Origin of the sequence: Paucibacter sp. KCTC 42545, from assembly GCF_001477625.1 — a bacterium.
GTDB lineage: Bacteria > Pseudomonadota > Gammaproteobacteria > Burkholderiales > Burkholderiaceae_C > Paucibacter_A.
In genome coordinates, this window is the sequence record NZ_CP013692.1 from 1,507,453 (window position 1) to 1,526,223 (window position 18,771).

16 protein-coding genes and 1 tRNA gene are annotated in these 18,771 nt (G+C 59.8%); 12 read left to right on the forward strand and 5 right to left on the reverse strand.

Features of this window, described 5'->3' with window-relative positions; translation table 11 throughout:
• Positions 1 to 127: 127 nt before the first annotated feature.
• The 3 genes from ftsH to glmM all read left to right on the forward strand — a co-directional run bounded on the left by ftsH (position 128) and on the right by glmM (position 4,322).
• Positions 128 to 2,032, forward strand: coding sequence for an ATP-dependent zinc metalloprotease FtsH (gene ftsH / locus AT984_RS06700; RefSeq protein WP_058719427.1), 1,905 nt, complete (start codon positions 128 to 130; stop codon positions 2,030 to 2,032).
• A gap of 61 nt (positions 2,033 to 2,093) precedes the next feature.
• Complete coding sequence (folP, locus tag AT984_RS06705) at positions 2,094 to 2,933, forward strand: dihydropteroate synthase (protein WP_058719428.1); 840 nt, start codon at positions 2,094 to 2,096, stop codon at positions 2,931 to 2,933.
• A gap of 57 nt (positions 2,934 to 2,990) precedes the next feature.
• Positions 2,991 to 4,322, forward strand: a complete 1,332-nt coding sequence (gene glmM / locus AT984_RS06710) for a phosphoglucosamine mutase (protein ID WP_058719429.1) — start codon at positions 2,991 to 2,993, stop codon at positions 4,320 to 4,322.
• A 141-nt stretch (positions 4,323 to 4,463) separates the two neighbouring features.
• On the opposite strand, the gene AT984_RS06715 is transcribed toward glmM, so the two are convergent.
• Positions 4,464 to 4,964, reverse strand: a complete 501-nt coding sequence (locus AT984_RS06715) for a fasciclin domain-containing protein (RefSeq protein WP_058719430.1) — start codon at positions 4,962 to 4,964, stop codon at positions 4,464 to 4,466.
• Between the two features lie 205 nt (positions 4,965 to 5,169).
• Between AT984_RS06715 and pstS the strand changes: the two genes are divergently transcribed.
• From pstS to phoR, 7 genes are all read left to right on the forward strand, one after another.
• Positions 5,170 to 6,210 (forward strand): phosphate ABC transporter substrate-binding protein PstS, encoded by a 1,041-nt coding sequence (pstS, locus tag AT984_RS06720; protein WP_058719431.1) that lies wholly within the window; start codon positions 5,170 to 5,172, stop codon positions 6,208 to 6,210.
• 134 nt (positions 6,211 to 6,344) lie between these two features.
• Positions 6,345 to 7,358 (forward strand): phosphate ABC transporter permease PstC, encoded by a 1,014-nt coding sequence (pstC, locus tag AT984_RS06725; protein WP_058722139.1) that lies wholly within the window; start codon positions 6,345 to 6,347, stop codon positions 7,356 to 7,358.
• Positions 7,355 to 8,257 carry a phosphate ABC transporter permease PstA gene (pstA, locus tag AT984_RS06730; RefSeq protein WP_058719432.1) on the forward strand — a complete coding sequence of 301 codons (903 nt, stop codon included), beginning with the start codon at positions 7,355 to 7,357 and terminating at the stop codon, positions 8,255 to 8,257. The genes pstC and pstA overlap by 4 nt, the downstream gene beginning before the upstream one ends.
• 15 nt (positions 8,258 to 8,272) lie before the next feature.
• Positions 8,273 to 9,058, forward strand: coding sequence for a phosphate ABC transporter ATP-binding protein PstB (gene pstB / locus AT984_RS06735; protein ID WP_058719433.1), 786 nt, complete (start codon positions 8,273 to 8,275; stop codon positions 9,056 to 9,058).
• Between the two features lie 84 nt (positions 9,059 to 9,142).
• Positions 9,143 to 9,850, forward strand: coding sequence for a phosphate signaling complex protein PhoU (gene phoU / locus AT984_RS06740; protein WP_058719434.1), 708 nt, complete (start codon positions 9,143 to 9,145; stop codon positions 9,848 to 9,850).
• Between the two features lie 140 nt (positions 9,851 to 9,990).
• Positions 9,991 to 10,692: a phosphate regulon transcriptional regulator PhoB gene (phoB, locus tag AT984_RS06745; protein WP_058719435.1), complete on the forward strand. Its 702-nt coding sequence runs from the start codon at positions 9,991 to 9,993 to the stop codon at positions 10,690 to 10,692.
• A gap of 40 nt (positions 10,693 to 10,732) precedes the next feature.
• Positions 10,733 to 12,097 (forward strand): phosphate regulon sensor histidine kinase PhoR, encoded by a 1,365-nt coding sequence (gene phoR, locus AT984_RS06750; RefSeq protein ID WP_082679836.1) that lies wholly within the window; start codon positions 10,733 to 10,735, stop codon positions 12,095 to 12,097.
• A 38-nt stretch (positions 12,098 to 12,135) separates the two neighbouring features.
• Here phoR and AT984_RS06755 read toward each other — a convergent pair whose 3' ends face one another.
• The 4 genes from AT984_RS06755 to trxA form a co-directional block, all read right to left on the reverse strand.
• Entirely contained in the window at positions 12,136 to 13,785 is a 1,650-nt protein-coding gene (locus AT984_RS06755) for a hypothetical protein (RefSeq protein WP_058719436.1), read from the reverse strand.
• Between the two features lie 150 nt (positions 13,786 to 13,935).
• The gene (locus tag AT984_RS06760; RefSeq protein WP_058719437.1) at positions 13,936 to 14,193 is read right to left on the reverse strand and encodes a type B 50S ribosomal protein L31; all 258 of its coding nucleotides are present in this window, start codon (positions 14,191 to 14,193) and stop codon (positions 13,936 to 13,938) included.
• A gap of 149 nt (positions 14,194 to 14,342) precedes the next feature.
• Positions 14,343 to 15,608 (reverse strand): transcription termination factor Rho, encoded by a 1,266-nt coding sequence (rho, locus tag AT984_RS06765; protein WP_058719438.1) that lies wholly within the window; start codon positions 15,606 to 15,608, stop codon positions 14,343 to 14,345.
• Between the two features lie 245 nt (positions 15,609 to 15,853).
• Positions 15,854 to 16,183 (reverse strand): thioredoxin TrxA, encoded by a 330-nt coding sequence (gene trxA / locus AT984_RS06770; protein WP_058719439.1) that lies wholly within the window; start codon positions 16,181 to 16,183, stop codon positions 15,854 to 15,856.
• Positions 16,184 to 16,412: 229 nt separating this feature from the next.
• Between trxA and AT984_RS06775 the strand changes: the two genes are divergently transcribed.
• Together AT984_RS06775 and AT984_RS06780 are read left to right on the forward strand one after the other, a co-directional pair.
• Positions 16,413 to 16,489 (forward strand) — tRNA-Pro (locus AT984_RS06775).
• 229 nt (positions 16,490 to 16,718) lie between these two features.
• Positions 16,719 to 18,707 carry an OPT family oligopeptide transporter gene (locus AT984_RS06780; RefSeq protein ID WP_058719440.1) on the forward strand — a complete coding sequence of 663 codons (1,989 nt, stop codon included), beginning with the start codon at positions 16,719 to 16,721 and terminating at the stop codon, positions 18,705 to 18,707.
• Positions 18,708 to 18,771: the final 64 nt, after the last annotated feature.

Below are 18,771 nucleotides of genomic sequence, written 5' to 3' on the forward strand. Positions count from 1 at the left end.
AATGCCTGACAAATGGCGGGCCTAAGCAAAAGCAGCTCAGGGCCTTGACTGCAATAGAATCAACCCCATATGCCGTGCACATGGCTGCAACGAGTGCAGCTGGGCCGAATTGAATGAAGGAGTCGCGGTGAACAATCAGTGGTTCTCGAAGGTAGCTGTTTGGATAGTGATCGCCTTGGTGCTGTTCACTGTCTTCAAGCAGTTCGATCGAGGTGCAAGCCAAGGCAATCAGCTTGGATATTCGGAATTTCTCGATGAAGTTCAGGCGCACCGCATCAAGTCCGTGACCTTGCAAGAGGGCGGCGCTGGCACTGACATCTTGGCGGAAACCAATGATGGCAAGAAGCTGCGCATCACGGCCACCTATCTGGACCGCGGTCTGGTGGGTGACTTGCGCGCAGCTGGCGTCAAGTTTGATGTCAAGCCGCGTGAAGAGCCTTCCTTCCTGGTCAATATGCTGATCAGCTGGGGCCCCATGCTGCTCTTGATCGGCGTTTGGGTTTACTTCATGCGCCAGATGCAAGGCGGCGGCAAAGGCGGAGCTTTCAGCTTCGGCAAGTCCAAGGCCCGCATGTTGGATGAGGCGAATAACACCACGACCTTTGCCGATGTGGCTGGCTGCGACGAGGCCAAGGAAGAGGTCAAGGAGTTGGTCGACTTCCTGAAGGACCCGCAGAAGTTCCAAAAGCTCGGCGGCCGCATTCCGCGCGGCGTGCTGCTGGTTGGCCCTCCTGGTACCGGCAAGACCTTGTTGGCCAAGGCGATTGCTGGCGAGGCCAAGGTGCCTTTCTTCTCGATCTCAGGTTCTGACTTCGTCGAGATGTTCGTCGGCGTGGGCGCAGCCCGCGTGCGCGATATGTTCGAGCAAGCGAAGAAAAGCGCACCCTGCATCATCTTCGTGGACGAAATCGACGCGGTCGGTCGTCATCGCGGTGCTGGCCTGGGCGGCGGTAACGATGAGCGTGAGCAGACCCTTAACCAGATGCTGGTGGAGATGGACGGCTTCGAGACCAATCTGGGTGTGATCGTGATGGCGGCCACCAACCGGCCCGACATTCTTGATCCGGCTTTGCTGCGCCCCGGTCGTTTCGACCGTCAGGTCTACGTGACCCTGCCGGACGTGCGTGGCCGCGAACAGATCCTCAATGTGCATATGCGCAAGGTGCCGGTCGGTCAGGACATTCGAGCCGACATCCTGGCCCGCGGTACACCTGGTTTCTCCGGTGCTGACTTGGCCAATCTGGTCAACGAAGCAGCGCTGTTTGCGGCTCGCCGCAGTGGCCGCGTGGTCGAGATGCTCGACTTCGAGAAGGCCAAGGACAAGATCATGATGGGCCCCGAGCGCAAGTCCATGATCATGCCGGAAGAGGAGCGCAAAAACACGGCTTACCACGAAGCCGGTCATGCGCTGGTGGCTCGCCTGATGCCTAAGACCGATCCGGTGCACAAGGTCACTGTGATTCCGCGTGGCCGTGCCCTCGGCGTGACCATGCAGCTGCCTGAAGGCGATCGCTACAGCCTGGACAAGGAGCGCATGCTCTCGACCATCTCAGTGCTGTTTGGTGGCCGTATCGCCGAAGAAGTGTTCATGAACCAAATGACCACTGGCGCGTCGAACGACTTTGAGCGTGCCACCTCGATCGCTCGCGATATGGTGATGCGCTACGGTATGACCGATGAGTTGGGCCCGATGGTTTACTCGGAAAACGAGGGTGAAGTCTTCCTCGGCCGTTCGGTCACCAAGACGACCAGCATGTCCGAAGAAACCATGCGCAAGGTGGACTCTGTGATCCGCCGCATCATCGATGAGCAATATGGCATTGCGCGTCACTTGATCGAAGAGAACCAAGACAAGATGCACGCCATGGCCAAGGCCTTGCTCGAGTACGAGACGATCGATGCTGACCAGATCGACGACATCATGAGCGGCAAGCCGCCGCGTCCTCCTAAGGATTGGACAACCCCAAGTGGTGGCAAGTCCGACGGCACACCACCGCCGGTCAATACCGACAGCGCACCCGCTGCGGCCTGATAATTTTCTTTGAACGAACTCAAAGGGCTGGTCTTGCGGGACTGGCCCTTTTTTATTCCCGATGAGCTTTTGGCAAACCACCCGATTTCAAATTGATCTGAGCAGCCCACGCGTGATGGGTATCGTCAATGTCACGCCGGACTCTTTTTCGGACGGCGGGCAGTACGGCGATGCGGCACGGGCCATTGCGCATTGCGAGCAGTTGCTCGCGGAGGGGGCTGACATCCTAGACATCGGTGGGGAGTCGAGCCGCCCTGGCGCTCAAGTGCTCAGCGTCGAGGAGGAGTGGGCACGAGTCGCCCCTGTGCTTCGGGCGGCGCTGAGCATGGGCGTTCCTGTGTCCTTGGATAGCTGGAAACCAGAGGTGATGGCGAGAGCGCTGGATCTCGGTGTCGATATCCTCAATGACATTCAGGCTTTTCAGTCCACCGAGGCTATGCAACTGGTGAGTGCCCACGCGGGCGTCGGCCTGTGCGCCATGCATATGCGTGGAGACTCAAGCACCATGCAGCAACTCACCGACTATGTCGATGTGGTGGCTGAAGTAGCTGAGTTCTTGCAGTTCCGAGTAAAGGCCTTGAGGGATGCTGGCGTTGCAGCGGCGCGCATCGTGCTGGATCCCGGCTATGGCTTTGCCAAGACGACACCGCAGAACTTTGACTTGTTGTCTCGCCAAGCCGAATTGCTCGGCCTAGGGTACCCGCTTCTCGTGGGTTGGTCCCGCAAACGCTCGTTGGGTGACGTGACAGGGCGTTCGGTGGAACAGCGTCTGCCCGCCAGCGTGGCGGCTGCGATGCTGGCAATGGCGCGCGGGGCTGCCGTGCTCAGGGTTCATGATGTGGCCGCCACAGTGGACGCAGTCAAAGTGTTTCAAGCAGCCACCCAGAAGAGGGAGGGTTGAAGTGGCGTCTCAATCTTGGCTGACAATAAGCTCAAATCAATCAGGAGTTCGCTTTTCATGACTCGCAAGTATTTTGGAACCGATGGCATTCGCGGCACTGTGGGTCAAGGCCCCATTACTCCTGACTTCATGTTGCGCTTGGGGCATGCCGTAGGTCAGGTCCTGCGCAAGCAAGGCGGCCGCCCAAGTGTTTTGATTGGCAAGGACACCCGTATTTCGGGTTACATGATCGAATCTGCCCTGGAGGCTGGTTTTGCCTCGGCCGGCGTGGATGTACAACTGACTGGCCCCTTGCCCACGCCCGGTGTGGCCTATCTGACGCGTGCTCTGCGTCAGGATTTGGGTGTGGTGATCAGCGCATCGCACAACCCCTTTGCCGACAACGGCATCAAGTTCTTCTCCTCCAAGGGCGAAAAGCTGCCCGACGCTTGGGAGCTGGCTGTTGAAGCGGCGCTGGAAGATGCGCCTACCTGGATCGATTCGGCAAATTTGGGTCGTGCTCGCCGCATCACTGATGCGCGCGGTCGGTATATCGAGTTCTGCAAGAACAGTTTTGGTTCAGACCTGACCCTCAAGGGCTTGAAGATTGTGGTGGATGCTGCCAATGGCGCGGCTTACCACGTGGCCCCGGACGTTTTTCATGAACTCGGCGCCGAGGTGATTTCCATCGGCTGCAGTCCGGATGGGTTCAATATCAATGCAGGTTTCGGTGCGACTTCACCGGCGGCTTTGGTTCAGGCGGTCAAAGAGCACGGTGCGCATTACGGCGTAGCGCTGGATGGTGACGCCGACCGACTGCAATTGGTCGACGCCGAAGGGCGACTCTACAACGGCGACGAGTTGCTGTATGTGATGGTGGCCGACAGGCTGGGTCAAGGTTTGCGGGTGCCGGGCGCTGTGGGTACCTTGATGACCAATATGGCGGTGGAACTGGCTATCAAGGCGCTGGATGTTGATTTCGTGCGCGCCAAGGTGGGTGACCGTTATGTGCTTGAAGAGCTGGCAGCGCGGGGTTGGGAGTTGGGCGGCGAGGGCAGCGGCCACTTGTTGGCGCTGGACAAGCACACCACCGGTGACGGCATCGTCAGCGCCTTGCTGATCTTGCAGGCGGTCAGCCGCACGGGCAAGTCCTTGGCTGAACAGTTGGCGCCAGTCACCTTGTTCCCGCAGACCATGATCAATGTGCGCCTGCAAGCCGGCCAGGATTGGAAGAGCAATGCCCACTTGGCGCGTGAGCAGGCCGAGGTGACCTCTGAGCTGGGTTCGCGCGGCCGGGTCCTGATTCGCGCATCGGGCACGGAGCCCTTGCTGCGGGTCATGGTGGAAGCCAGTGATGCGCAGGTGGCCAAGCAATGCGCCGAACGCCTGGTCAAGGCAGTGAATGCCTGACGAGGGCCTGTTTGCCCGCTCGGCGCGGGTGCCGGGACTGGCTTGAACTAGTCGAAGCCAAATGAAAAAGCCCCGGCAGGTCTGACCTGCCGGGGCTTTTCTATAGGCTCGAACCCGTGTGGTCGGCCTTGATCTCGTGCCTTACTTCTTTGGAGGTGTCAGCACGCGGTCGATCACGTGCACAACACCATTGCTGGCGCTCAGTTCGCCGTCCTGAACCAGAGCCTCTTCAATCGTCACAAAGCTGCCGGCGCGTGCTGTTGCGGCAGTGGCGCCATTCAGTGTCGCGACGTTGGCATTCTTGATGTCGGCGGCTGCCAGCTTGCCGGCCACCAGGTGGTAGCTCAGCACAGCCTTCAGCTGCGCTGGATTCTGATTCAGGGCTTCCATGGTCTTGGCGGGCACGGCCTTGAATGCCTCGTTGCTCGGTGCAAACACGGTCAGCGGGCCGGCTGCGTTCAGCTCGGCTTTCAGTCCAGCTTGTTCAATCAATTGGCTGAAGGTGCTGAGCTGAGGCGTACGGGCCACAGTCTCAGCCAGGGAGACTGGGGTAGGAGCGGGGGTGGCGCAAGCGCTCAGGCCAAGAACCAGCGCGGCAGCACTGCAAAGCGCCAATGTCCGGCGTGCGGTATTCAACTTCATCGAAGCTCCAGAGTAAGGTGAGGTGGATGGATGCATGTCCGTGAGCTTAGGCAGCAAATGTGACGGTTCAATGAACTTAATGTGACCTTGTCATTGCCTGTAATATTGCGAGCGAATTGCCGCAGTCTCGGTGCATGTCACGTGGATGTCATATTTAAGTCATAGCATTCGCCCCATCGTTAACCCTGAGAGTGATAGGTTGCATATGAAGTTTGCTCAAGTCCGCGCTGGTGTTGTACTTGCTGCCACCCTGGCCATGCTGCCCTTGGTGCATGCACAGGATGTCACGGGTGCTGGTGCCTCCTTCCCGGCGCCAATCTATGCCAAGTGGGCCGATTCTTACAACAAGGCCAGCGGCGTCCGTATCAACTACCAATCGGTGGGTTCGGGTGCTGGCATCAAGCAAATCAAGGCCAAGACCGTTGACTTCGGTGCCTCGGATGCGCCGTTGAAAGACGAAGACCTGGCCAAGGACGACATGATTCAATTCCCCACCGTCATTGGCGGTGTGGTTCCGGTGCTCAACATCAAGGGCATCACGCCTGGTCAAGTTCGCATGACTGGCGCTGTGTTGGCTGACATCTATCTGGGCAAGATCACCAAGTGGAATGACGCCGCTTTGACCGCCCTGAATCCTGGCGTGCCTCTGCCCGACACCACCATTGCCGTGGTGCGCCGCGCTGACGGTTCGGGTACCAGCTTCTTGTTCACCAACTATCTGTCCAAGGTGAATGCCGAGTGGAAAGCCAAGGTCGGTGAGGGCACCGCTGTCAACTGGCCTACTGGTGCTGGTGGCAAGGGCAACGAAGGCGTTTCCTCCTACGTGCAGCGCCTGCCTAACTCGATTGGCTATGTTGAGTACGCTTACGCCAAGCAAAACAAGATGTCTCACGTTCTGCTGAAGAACCAATCCGGCGCTTTCGTGGCGCCTAGCGATGCAGCCTTCAAGGCCGCTGCTGCTGGTGCTGAGTGGTCCAAGAGCTTCTACCAAGTGCTGACCGAGCAAGCCGGCAAAGACAGCTGGCCCATCACTGGCGCCACTTTCATCTTGATGCACAAGAAGCAAGACAAGCCGGCTTCTGCAGCCGCTACCTTGAAGTTCTTCGACTGGGCCTACGCCAGTGGCGACAAGACGGCTGATGAGCTCGACTATGTGCCGCTGCCCGCCGCTGTGAAGGATCTGGTGCGCAAGCAGTGGGCCGACAATCTCAAGGACGCTTCCGGCAAGGCCATCAGCATCAAGTAATCAAAGTCCAAAGGCCATTTGGTCTCTAGACACAATCCGGGTTGACTCAGTGCAGTTGACCCGGATGTTCTTGCGTCAGCAGACGCAGTTTCTCCATCATCAACGCACTAGCATGCGGAGGCCCCGTGGCCGCAATACTCCCAGCCAACAAGTTTGATTCCAGTGCTGAGGCTGAAAAGACTCAGCCCAGAAGCAGTCCGCCAACGCGGCGCGCGGTTGCGCCGTGGGCTGACACCGTGTTTTCATTTTTGGCGCACGGCGCAGCCTGGCTGACCCTGGCTTTGCTGGTTGGCATCATCATTTCGCTGCTGATCGGCGCGATGCCGGCCATTCGCGAATTCGGCCTGAGCTTTTTGTGGACCAGTGAATGGGACCCGGTGCAGGAGAAGTTCGGTGGCCTGGTGATGATCTACGGCACCTTGATGACCTCCTTCATCGCCTTGATCATCGCCGTGCCGGTCAGCTTTGGTATCGCTTTGTTCTTGACCGAGTTGTCGCCCAACTGGCTCAAGCGTCCTCTGGGCGTTGCCGTTGAGTTGCTGGCCGCGGTGCCCTCGATTGTTTACGGTATGTGGGGTCTGCTGGTTTTCGGTCCAATCTTGGCGACCTATGTTCAGCAGCCGCTGCAAAAGTTGCTCGAAGGCGTGCCGTTTTTCAGCACCCTGGTGTCTGGCCCGCCGGTCGGTATCGGCATTTTGTCGGCCGGCATTATTTTGGCCATCATGATCATCCCCTTCATCGCCGCGGTGATGCGTGATGTGTTCGAGGTCACGCCGGCCATGCTGAAGGAATCGGCCTACGGCCTGGGCGCCACCACCTGGGAGGTGATGTGGCGTGTTGTCTTGCCTTACACCAAGACCGGTGTGATGGGCGGCATCATGCTCGGCTTGGGTCGCGCCTTGGGTGAGACCATGGCGGTGACTTTTGTCATCGGCAATATGAATCAGCTCAATTCGCTGTCGGTCTTCGAGGCGGCCAACAGCATCACCTCGGCGCTGGCGAATGAGTTCGCCGAAGCCGGCGAGGGCCTGCACCAAGCGTCCTTGATCTATCTGGGTCTGGTGCTGTTCTTCATCACCTTTGTGGTTCTGGCTTGTTCCAAGATCCTGTTGTCGCGCTTGAAGAAGAATGAAGGGACGCGCACATGAGCACCATCACGACTGCGGCGTCCACCGCGTCTGCCTCCTCCATCGCCTTGGATGGCAAGCGTCTGGCCATGCACCGCAAGCGCAAGCGCGTCAATGCCATTGCGCTGAGCTTGGCCCTGGCGTCTATGGCCTTCGGCCTGTTCTGGCTGCTGTGGATTTTGTTTGAAACGGTACGTTTGGGTCTGGGTGGCTTGAGCCTGGCTACCTTCACCGAGATGACCCCACCGCCACTGGCGGAAACCGGCGGCCTGGCCAATGCCATCTACGGCTCTTTCATGATGGTGGGTCTGGCAACCGTGCTGGGCACGCCAGTGGGCATCCTGGCCGGCATCTATCTGGCTGAGTACGGCCAGAAGACTTGGCTGGGCAGCGCGGTGCGTTTCATCAACGACATCTTGCTGTCCGCACCCTCCATCGTGGTCGGCCTGTTCATCTACGGCCTGATCGTCGCCCGCATGCACTCCTTCTCTGGCTTTGCCGGTGTGCTGGCCTTGGCGCTGATCGTGATGCCGGTGGTGATCCGCCAGACCGAGAACATGCTGAGCCTGATCCCCAACGCCTTGCGCGAAGCGGCTTACGCTTTGGGTACGCCGAAGTGGAAGGTCATCATGTCCGTCACGCTGAAGGCCGCCCGTGCAGGTGTGCTGACCGGCATCTTGCTGGCACTGGCCCGCATCTCGGGTGAGACGGCGCCGCTGTTGTTCACGGCCCTGTCCAACCAGTTCTGGACGGCGGACATGAGCCAGCCCATGGCGAGCTTGCCTGTCACCATCTTTAAGTTCGCCATGAGCCCCTACGAAAACTGGCAGAAGCTGGCTTGGGCAGGCGTTTTCATCATCACCATTGGCGTGCTGCTGCTGAACATCCTGGCGCGCATCCTCTTCAAGAACAAGCACTGAGCGGAACATCACATCATGGACGCCAAAGTTGAAATGCCCGTGACCGAGCGGGCCAAGCTCTCGGTACGTAATCTGAACTTCTATTACGGCAATTTCCTTGCCCTGAAGAACATCAATCTGGACATCCCAGAGAAGAAGGTCACCGCCTTCATCGGCCCCTCGGGCTGCGGCAAGTCCACCTTGCTGCGCACGCTCAACCGCATGTTTGAGCTCTACCCCGACCAGCGCGCCGAAGGCGAAATCTTGCTCGATGGCCAGAACATTCTGACCAGCAAGGACGACGTCTCGCTGATCCGCGCCAAGATCGGTATGGTCTTTCAAAAGCCCACGCCTTTCCCGATGTCCATCTACGACAACATCGCTTTTGGCGTGCGTTTGTTTGAAACCCTGCCTCGCGTCGAAATGGACGAGCGCGTGGAGTGGGCGCTGAAAAAGTCAGCGCTGTGGAATGAAGTCAAAGACAAGCTGAACCAGAGCGGGTCCGGTTTGTCCGGCGGTCAGCAGCAGCGTTTGTGCATTGCCCGCGGCATCGCGATCAAGCCAGAGATCTTGTTGCTGGACGAGCCTTGCTCGGCCCTGGACCCGATCTCTACCGGCAAGATCGAAGAGTTGATTCACGAGCTGAAAAACGACTACACGGTCGCCATCGTGACGCACAACATGCAGCAAGCCGCGCGTTGCTCGGACTACACGGCGTATATGTACCTGGGTGACCTGATCGAGTTTGGCCCGACGGCCGAGCTGTTCATGAAGCCCAAGCGCAAGGACACCGAGGACTACATCACCGGACGTTTCGGCTGACGCATCAAACAAGCCCAGTGCTTGAATCTGAATAGGGACTGAGGCCAGCCCATCGGGCCTCGAAAACTGAAACGAGAACTCGCCATGAGTGACAAACATCTCTCCACGCAATTCGACGCCGAGCTGAGCGGCATTTCCACCCGGGTGTTGGAAATGGGCGGCTTGGTGGAATCGCAGGTGGCACAAGCTGTGCTGGCCCTGACCTCCTTCAGCAGCGAGATCGCTAGCGCCGTGCTCAAGCAAGAAGAGCAGGTCAATGCCATGGAAGTGGACATTGACCGCGACCTCTCCAGCATCATCGCGCGACGCCAGCCGACCGCTCGTGATCTGCGCCTGCTGATCGCGATCTCCAAGACCATCGCCAATCTCGAGCGCGTGGGCGATGAGGCCGCGCGTGTCGCACGCACGGTGCAGCGCCTGATCAATTCGGGTGTTTCCAGCCGTCTGCGTTTGCCCATGTCTGACCTGGCTTTCGAGGCCGAGTTGGCGATTGCGCTGCTGCGCAAGGCGCTGGACGCGTTTGCCCGTCTGGACGTGGAACGCGCGATCGAGGTGCTCAAGCAAGACGACCAGATCGACAAAGAGTTCGACGGCCTGATGCGCAAGCTGATCACCTACATGATGGAAGATCCGCGCACCATCTCTTCCGCCATCGACATGGTGTTTGTTGCCAAGGCCATCGAGCGCGTTGGTGACCATGCCAAGAACCTGGCCGAAGTGATCATCTACGTGGTCAAGGGCACCGACGTGCGTCACAACACGCCGGAAGCCGTTGAGACCATGGTCCGCTGATTTCGCTGCCATGGCGTTTTGAGCCATGGCCCCTCTGCATGCAAAGTCAAGTTCGCCCCAGGCCTCGATGAGGCCCGCGCCGGTGAGTGTGGTTTCGTGCTCGTCTGAGCAGCAAGCCTAGAGTAATTGAAGGAATCGCAATGAGCCGTATTCTTGTGGTGGAAGATGAGTCGGCGATTGCCGAACTGATTTCGATCAACCTGCGTCACGCTGGCTTCGAGGTCACGATCGCGGCAAGCGCCGATCAAGCCCAATATGAAGTAGACCGGGTGCTGCCCGACTTGGTGGTGCTGGACTGGATGCTGCCTGGCCAATCCGGCTTGGCATTGGCCCGCCAGTGGCGCGGTGCGCCGCGCACCAAGGAATTGCCCATCATCATGCTGACGGCCCGCGCCGAGGAGACTGACAAGGTGTCAGGTCTTGACGCAGGTGCTGATGACTACCTGACCAAGCCGTTTTCGACCAATGAACTACTGGCGCGGATTCGTGCGGTGCTTCGCCGCAAAGCACCCGAGGCGCTGGATTCGCAAGTGGAAATTGGTGGCCTCAATCTTGACCCAGGCACACGCCGGGTTAGCCGCGAAGGCTCGGAAGTGAAGCTGGGTCCGACTGAGTTCCGCCTTCTGCATTTCCTCATGACCCATCCTGAGCGGGTGCACAGTCGCTCGCAATTGCTGGACCGCGTCTGGGGCGACCATGTGTTCATCGAAGAGCGTACGGTTGACGTGCATGTCAAGCGTTTGCGGGAGGCCTTGGAGCGCGTCAACTGCGCCCGCATGATCGAGACCGTGCGAGGTGCGGGTTACCGCCTGACCCAGCAACTCAGCGCCTTGCAAGCCTAAGGCTGCAAGGCCTTCGTTCAACAATCAACCGGAATCTACCGTGAGTTGGCTCTTGCCTCGTTTTGTCTTGGCGGCCTTGGCGGTGTGCCTGGGTGCCATGGTTGGCTGGTGGACAGGCCGTTTCTTCGATCTACCCTTTTTGGCTGAAACCTTGGGAGCTGCCAGCGCGGTAGGTGCTCTGGTCGTGATTGACGCCGTGCGAGGGCATCGGCTCTTGCAATGGCTGCGGGGCTCCCAGCAGGATACAGCGCCTCGTGACACGGGGCTGTGGGGTGAACTCGGCTACCGTATTGAGCGTGCCGTGCGCGATCGCGAGAAGGTGATTGCCCGCGAGCGCTTGCAACTGGACCAGTTCCTGTCCGCCATCGAAGCCTCGCCCAACGGCGTGCTGATGCTGGACGCGCAGGAGCAGATTCTTTGGTGCAACCGGGTGGCGGCCGACCATTTTTCGCTCGACCCGCAACGCGACCTGCGCCAGCGCATCACCAACCTCGTGCGCTCGCCCGCCTTTGTGGCCTTCTTGCAAGAGGGCAGCTTCGAGCAGACCTTGCTGCTGCGCAATGTGCGCGGTTTCGGTGCCTTGTCTGTGGTGATCCGTCGTTATGGCGAAGGCATGAAGCTGGTGCTGTCGCAAGACATCACCGAGCGTGAACGCTCCGACTCGATGCGCCGCGACTTCGTGGCCAATGTCTCGCATGAGATTCGCACGCCCTTGACCGTGTTGTCGGGCTTCATTGAAACCATGAGTTCTTTGCCACTCACAGAAGTGGAGCGCCGCCGCGTCTTGACCTTGATGGGCCAGCAAACACAGCGCATGCAAGGGCTGGTCAGTGACCTCTTGACCCTGGCGCAGTTGGAGGGCAGCCCGCGCCCCGCGCCCGATCGCTGGGTCTCCTTGGACGCGATCTTGGCTCGCATTAACTCCGATGCCCTGGCCTTGTCCGGTGGCAAGCATCAGATCAAGGTGCAGCAGTCCACTCAGATTGACCTGGCGGGCGTGGAGTCCGAGTTGATCAGTGCGGCGGCCAATTTGGTCACCAATGCCGTGCGCTACACGCCGGCCGGTGGGCAGATCGATGTCGTTTGGCGTGACCTGGCCGATGGCTCAGGTGAGCTGAGCGTCAATGACACCGGCCTGGGCATTGCCCGGGAGCATTTGCCGCGTTTGACCGAGCGCTTTTACCGTGTGGACGGCAGCCGCTCGCGGGAAACCGGCGGTACCGGTTTGGGCCTGTCTATCGTCAAGCATGTGGTGCAGCGGCATGGCGGCGAATTGCAAATCCAAAGCGAGGCCGGCAAGGGCTCGCGCTTCAATCTGGTCTTCCCTGCTGTTCGTGTGCGGCATGGGGCTGAGGCAGCCTTAGGTGTTGAGGCGGCGTTCGCCGATCGGCAACTGGCTGATTGATTTTCTGAGTCAGGCGCGGGAGCCTGCCTTGGCTATCGCTAGGGCAGGGCTCGCTTCCAGATCTTGAATGTTGGCTTGCGGTCGGTTGGCCGCTGTTCATGGGCCACCAGCACCCAGTTGGCGGGCACTGCGGCGCCTGCGGCTTGCACCGCGTAGTCACAAGCGCTTTCGCTCAGGGGCCGCTTGGCGTCCACCAGCCAGCCGCCATGAAACTCGATGGCGGCCAGTGTGGCCATGGATTGATCGGGCGCTGCCAAGCAGTTGATGGCGGGCGGCAGGTGGCGGCCCAGACGTGCAATCAAGGCCTTGTCGCTACGCGCATAGTCGGCAAAGGGCAGCAAAATGGTCATCGCCAGCAGCCAGCACAGGGCGACGCCGCCCGCAGGCAAGACCAAGCTCTTCCACAAAGCATGTTGATTGCGTGCCGTGCGCCAGCGCACCAGGGCCACCCAGGCGGCTGAGGCCAGCAGGGCTGCCGTCAAAGCCAGGGCATTGAACTGCGGCTCAAAGCCGTCGGCCAGGCGTCGCAGATTGGCAGCGGGCGTCTTGGGCCAATCCAGCTGCATCGACAGGTAGTAGATCCAGAAGAACAGCGCACCGGCGCTGAAGAAGAACACCGAAAACCAGTCCATCGCCGCGGCAAAGCCCCGCTTCAAAGTGGGCAGGGCGAATGCAGCCAGCACGGCCAACGCGGGCAGGCCCAGCAGCAAGGCGCGGTCCGAGTTGTCCATCAGCAAGCTGGTCAGCATGGCAATCAAGGCCAGGCTCAGGGGCGCGAAAATATGGCGATGCTGCCAATGCGCACGCCAGCGCCACAAGGTCCACAGTGCCAAAGGCCAGGCCGGCCAACTGAACCAGGCGCTCAAACTCAGAAAATCCAGTATGGTCGCAGGTGCGGCTTCAATGTTGACACGCCAGGCCCAGGCATTGAATTCCCAGGCGCTGATGGCAGCCAGCATGCCGGCAATCAGAATCCACAAGGCCAACTCGCGCACCTGCGCATAGCTGGACTTGCTGCATTGAACGGCGCCGACGACTGCGCATGCCAGCGCCACGGCAGGTGCGCCACTCGCGGCCAGCACCGGCAGCGACAACATCACCGCCCAGCGTGCCTTGGCCAGGCGAAATGGCGCCGCGGCCAAGCCGTAGAGAAAGAGTGAACTCGCGAGCAACTGCAGCAGTTCCGGCGTAGTCTCGTGGCCCAGTTGCAGCAAGCCCAGGGAGGCGATGAGGGCCAGCAGCGCGCCGTCAGCCATGGCGCGGGCGTAATCCACACCCTGCGCTTCGCCGCCGAAGGCAAAGGCCACTGGCTGGGCGGCCTCGGTGCGGGCCAGATGGAAGCAGCTATACCAAACCAGCATCAACACCAGCACCAGAATCAGGCCATAGGGCAAGCGTGCCGCCAAGGCCGGTTCCAGCATAGGCATGGCCTTGATGGCCATGGCGCCGACCCAATAGGGCAGGGGGCCACCATCGGCGTGAATGCCGGCGATGCTGGGTTGCCACCACGGTGCATGTCCGCTGGCCACGCTGCTCATGAAACCAAAGGCGCTCAGGTCCGCATTGCGCCAGGGTTCGCGGCCGAACAGGCCAGGCAGGACATAGGCGGCGCAGAACAGGATCAAGGCCAGGCGAGGCATGCGCTGTGCGCCGCGCTCGGCAACGATGGCGGGTGTCGGAAGATTCACGCGGGGGCGGTTTCTGATTGAGTTTACTGATGAGCCAACATCATGCCGCAGACTCACGCAGTCCTGCGGCGCGGGTGCTCACGCAGGGACGAAAAAAAGGCAGCCTGAGCTGCCTTTTTGGATTCAGTCCCGAAGGAGTGAATGCGTAACTTACTTCTTGGCGAAGCCAGCAAACTTGTTGCGGAACTTCTCGACGCGGCCGCCCAGATTGTCGATGCTCTTTTGTTGGCCGGTGTAGAAGGGGTGCGATTCGCTGGTGGTTTCCAGCTTGACCAGCGGCACTTCGCGACCGTCTTCCAGCTTGACGGTTTCCTTGCTGCCCATGGTCGAGCGCGTCACGAACTTGAAGCCGTTGGATTGGTCCACGAAGCAAACGTCGCGGTAGTTAGGGTGAATGCCGTCTTTCATGGGAGATCTCGCTGCAGTGCCGGCAGCCACGTCACACCATGTGACGCACTTGCTGACGAAGTAAAACCGGGATTATAGCCCGAAGAATGGCGCGTGGACGAATCCTTGCGCCGAAGGTGCAGGTTTAGGCCTGCACCAAGAAGCCCAACTTAGCCGCCTCGCCTCATCATGTCGAAGAAGTCGAGGTTGTTTTTGGTGGACTTCATCTTGTCCAGCACGAACTCCATCGCCTCGATCTCGTCCATGTTGTAGAGCAGCTTGCGCAAGATCCAGCTCTTTTGCAGGATCTCGGGCTTGAGCAGCAACTCTTCGCGGCGGGTGCCGGACTTGTTGATCAAGATCGAAGGGTAGACGCGCTTCTCGGCCATGCGGCGATCCAGATGGATTTCGCAGTTGCCGGTGCCCTTGAACTCTTCGTAGATCACTTCGTCCATGCGGCTGCCAGTGTCGATCAGCGCGGTGCCGATGATGGTCAGCGAGCCGCCTTCTTCGACCTTACGCGCCGCACCGAAGAAGCGCTTGGGGCGCTGCAGGGCGTTGGCGTCCACGCCACCGGTCAACACCTTGCCCGACGAAGGCAAGACGTTGTTGTAGGCGCGAGCCAGGCGGGTGATCGAGTCCAGCAGGATGATCACGTCTTTCTTGAGTTCCACCAGGCGCTTGGCGCGTTCGATCACCATCTCGGCCACTTGCACGTGGCGAGCGGCTGGTTCGTCGAAAGTGGAGCTGATCACTTCACCGCGCACGGTGCGGATCATCTCGGTCACTTCTTCGGGGCGCTCGTCCACCAGCAGCACGATCAGGTGCGACTCGGGATGATTGGCGACCAGCGCGTGCGCGATGCTCTTCATCATCTCGGTCTTGCCGGTCTTGGGCTGCGCGACGATCAGGGCGCGCTGGCCTTTGCCGATGGGGGCGATCAAATCAATGATGCGACCGGTGATGTTTTCTTCGCCCTTGAAGTTGTCGCGCTCGAGCTTGAACGGTTCCCGTGGGAACAGCGGCGTCAAGTTCTCGAACATGATCTTGTGCTTGCTCTCCTCGGGCGTCAGTTCGTTGACGCGGTCGACCTTGACCAGGGCAAAGTAGCGCTCGCCGTCTTTGGGCACGCGCACTTCACCTTCGATCATGTCGCCGGTGTGGAGATTGAAGCGGCGGATCTGGCTCGGGCTCAGATAGATGTCGTCGGTGGACGCCATATAGCTGTCGTCGATGGAACGCAGGAAGCCGAAGCCGTCAGGCAAGACCTCCAGCACGCCGTCGCCGAAGACTTGCTCGCCAGCCTTGGCGCGCTTTTTCATGATCGCAAACATCAACTCCTGCTTGCGCATGCGGGCGACGTTGTCGATCTCCAGCGCCTCGCCCATCTTGATGAGCTCGGAGACGTGAAGCGCTTTCAGTTCGGAAAGATGCATGGGTGAACACCCGGTAGGGGGTCAAAGATCCTGCCAAGGACCGGTGACAAATACTTCGGCAACCAGCAAGCGTTTGTCGCCAAACCAGGGGCAGGCAAAAGACGCAACGCAAGAAATAAACGCGGGAGCTTGGGTGCCGAGTCCTCGCGCCAGAGTCTTTCAAGAAGACTAAGCAGGGCGAGTTGGCAAATTGCGAACGCTGCGAACCCGTTTGAACCGGCGCCCGCAACGGCAATTTCGAATGATTATAGGTTAGCGTCCAGGAAGGCAGTCAATTGTGTCTTGGACAATGCGCCAACCTTGGTGGCGGCCAGCTGGCCGTCCTTGAACAACATCAATGTGGGGATGCCGCGGATGCCGAACTTGGCGGGCACTTCACGGTTCTCGTCCACATTCATCTTGGTGATTTGCAGGCGGTCGCCGTAGTCCTTGGAGACTTCGTCCAGGATGGGGGCAATCATCTTGCAGGGGCCGCACCATTCGGCCCAGTAGTCCACCAGCACGGGCTTGCCGGCTTGGATGACATCGGTCTCAAAAGAGGCGTCGGAAATATGTTTGATCAGTTCGCTGCTCATTGCTTGTCCTTGGACGGGCTTGTTGTGTTGCCGCTGGTTGGCTGCAGTGCTAGAAGGAGGTGGCACGGCAGGCATTCGGCCTTGTGCCAATTGATTTTGACACAAAGGCTGAGGCCGGGCGGGCGGGGCGGTTTTTTGTGTGGCGCGACCTTGGCTTTCGCGTTCTTGAAATAATTTTTAGAAATATCTCGCGCGGCCCAAAAACTCAGGCTAGAATAGTTGTCTTAGTCGGGGCGTAGCGCAGCCTGGTAGCGCATCTGCTTTGGGAGCAGAGGGTCGCGAGTTCGAATCCCGCCGCCCCGACCAAGACCCAATTGGATAACCCGCTGTGAGCAATGCTTGCAGCGGGTTTTTTCATTTCCGGCCTGAGTCGTTTCGTATTGATGAGTCTGCGCAATTTGATGCCACGCCTTTGGGTAAGCTCTGCTTAACAAAGGGCTTGGAAGCACGGACACTTCGCCGCTTCGGGTCTATCGACCTTCACTGACGCCAATACAGGCTCGATCAAGAGCCTTCAAAATCAAACACAGCAGTCATGGCTATCCAACAATTGACCGACGAGCAGATCCGCAACTGGACGCGGGCGCAAAAAGACGAGTGGTGGTTCAAGAACATCTTCCGTGGCGATATGCCGCAGCTGACGCTGCGCTCCGCGCTGACGGGCTTTTTGCTCGGCGCCGTTCTGGCAGCGACATCGCTCTACATCGGCGGCAAGACGGGCATCGGCATCGGGGTTGGGCTGACCTCGGTGATTCTGTCCTTTGCCCTGTTTCGCGCCCTGAATAATTCGGGCCTGACCAGCGACTACACGATTCTCGAAAACAACTGCACCCAGTCCATCGCCACGGCGGCGGGCTATGCGGTGTCGCCTTTGTTCTCGAGCCTGGCGGCTTATATGTTGATCACCGGGCGCATCATTCCCTGGTGGCAGATGATGATCTGGATCGTTGTGGTCTCGATCCTGGGTGTGCTGGTGGCTTTCCCGATGAAGCGCCGCTTCATCAATGAAGAACAACTGCCTTTCCCCGAAGGTCGCGCCAGTGGCGTGGTGCTGGACTCGCTTTACAACGGCGATGCCGGCAGTGGTGTTTTCAAGGCGCGTTTGCTGGGCTATGTGGCTGTGGGCACGGGCCTCTACCAAGCGCTGGTCAGCGACGGCTGGATGAAGCTCTTGCAGTTCAAGATCCTGCGCATGGATCAGTGGGCCGGCATGAGCGCGCCCTGGACCTTCCATGAGCGCCTGGATACCTATTACTACCAGGCGGCGGTCAAGGCTGATTTGTGGATCCCGAAAATTCTGGGTGTGGACTTCCGCACGCTGGGTCTGCGTTTCACGCTGGACGCGGCCATGCTGGGCGTTGGTGGCTTGATGGGCATCGCCGTCGCTAGCAGCGTCTTGCTGGGCTCTTTTGTCAACTTCGTCATCCTGGCCCCCATCATGATTCAGGCGGGCGACATCGTTCAGCGCGTCGCGCCTAATGGCAGCCTGGTGCCAATTTCGCGCGCCGAGATCGTCAACCAATGGTCGATGTGGTGGGGTGTGACGATGATGGTGGTGGGTGCTTTGGTGGGCCTGCTGGCCAAGCCGGAGCTGTTCACCAGCGCCTTCAAGAGCCTTGGTAAGAAGAAGAGTGCGGCCGAGCAAGGCCCGGATCTGTTGGCCGATATCGAAGTGCCGCTGTGGGTGTCCTTTGTTGGTGTGCCCATCTTCAGCGTGCTGGGCGCCTGGGTCACTCACGCCTTTTTTGGTGTGCCGTGGCTGCTCGCCCTGATCTCCCTGCCTTTGATCTTTGTGCTGACGGTGATCTGCACCAATGCCATGGCGCTGACTTCGTGGACGCCGACCGGCGCGCTGTCCAAGATCACCCAGTTCACCATGGGTGCGATTGACCGAACCAACCCGGCCAGCAATTTGTTGCCTGCCGGCATGACTTCGGAAGTGGCTTCCAATGCGGCCAATCTGCTGTCCGACATCAAGCCCGGCTATATGTTGGGCGGCAAGCCGCGGCATCAGGCCGTCGGCCATGTGATCGGCATTTTTGCCGGCGTGATGGCTTGCGTGCCGCTGTATTTCTTGCTGTTCCTGCCGGCCGATGCCAATGGCCTGCGCTCCACCACGACCATCGTGTCCGAGCAATTCGCCATGCCTGCTGCCCTGCAGTGGAAGGGCGTGGCCGAGATCATCGCTAAGGGCGTGCAAGGCCTGCCGGCCTCGGCCATCGTGGCCATGGTGGTGGCGGCGGTTTGCGCGGCTGCCATCGAGATTGCGCGCATCATCTTCAAGGGTCGCTTCCCCTTGTCGGCCGTGTCTATCGGTCTGGGTGTGGTGCTGCCGCCTGAGTCGGTGATCGCCATGTTCGCCGGTGCCTTGCTGTTCTGGCTGATGGGTCGCCGCCACAAGGCACCTGGCACGCCCGGCAATCGCGTTTGGGTGGAAGGCTGCGAGCCGATCTGCGCCGGCCTGATCTCGGGTGCTGCCTTGATGGGCATCGGCAACGCCATCGTCAACGTCATGCTGGGTTAAAACCCGGACGCGGCCGTCAGGCCTCTGTGAGGCCGGGCAGCTGTTGCCGCCATGGCACAATCAC

Excerpts from the sequence above, each read along its gene's own strand:
- AT984_RS06760 (WP_058719437.1), bottom strand. The coding sequence starts at position 14,193 with ATGAAAGACGGCATTCACCCTAACTACCGCGACGTTTGCTTCGTGGAC.
- phoB (WP_058719435.1), top strand. The coding sequence starts at position 9,991 with ATGAGCCGTATTCTTGTGGTGGAAGATGAGTCGGCGATTGCCGAACTG.
- AT984_RS06780 (WP_058719440.1), top strand. The coding sequence starts at position 16,719 with ATGGCTATCCAACAATTGACCGACGAGCAGATCCGCAACTGGACGCGG.
- folP (WP_058719428.1), top strand. The coding sequence starts at position 2,094 with ATGAGCTTTTGGCAAACCACCCGATTTCAAATTGATCTGAGCAGCCCA.
- pstB (WP_058719433.1), top strand. The coding sequence starts at position 8,273 with ATGGACGCCAAAGTTGAAATGCCCGTGACCGAGCGGGCCAAGCTCTCG.
- phoU (WP_058719434.1), top strand. The coding sequence starts at position 9,143 with ATGAGTGACAAACATCTCTCCACGCAATTCGACGCCGAGCTGAGCGGC.
- rho (WP_058719438.1), bottom strand. The coding sequence starts at position 15,608 with ATGCATCTTTCCGAACTGAAAGCGCTTCACGTCTCCGAGCTCATCAAG.
- trxA (WP_058719439.1), bottom strand. The coding sequence starts at position 16,183 with ATGAGCAGCGAACTGATCAAACATATTTCCGACGCCTCTTTTGAGACC.
- pstA (WP_058719432.1), top strand. The coding sequence starts at position 7,355 with ATGAGCACCATCACGACTGCGGCGTCCACCGCGTCTGCCTCCTCCATC.
- pstS (WP_058719431.1), top strand. The coding sequence starts at position 5,170 with ATGAAGTTTGCTCAAGTCCGCGCTGGTGTTGTACTTGCTGCCACCCTG.
- AT984_RS06715 (WP_058719430.1), bottom strand. The coding sequence starts at position 4,964 with ATGAAGTTGAATACCGCACGCCGGACATTGGCGCTTTGCAGTGCTGCC.
- glmM (WP_058719429.1), top strand. The coding sequence starts at position 2,991 with ATGACTCGCAAGTATTTTGGAACCGATGGCATTCGCGGCACTGTGGGT.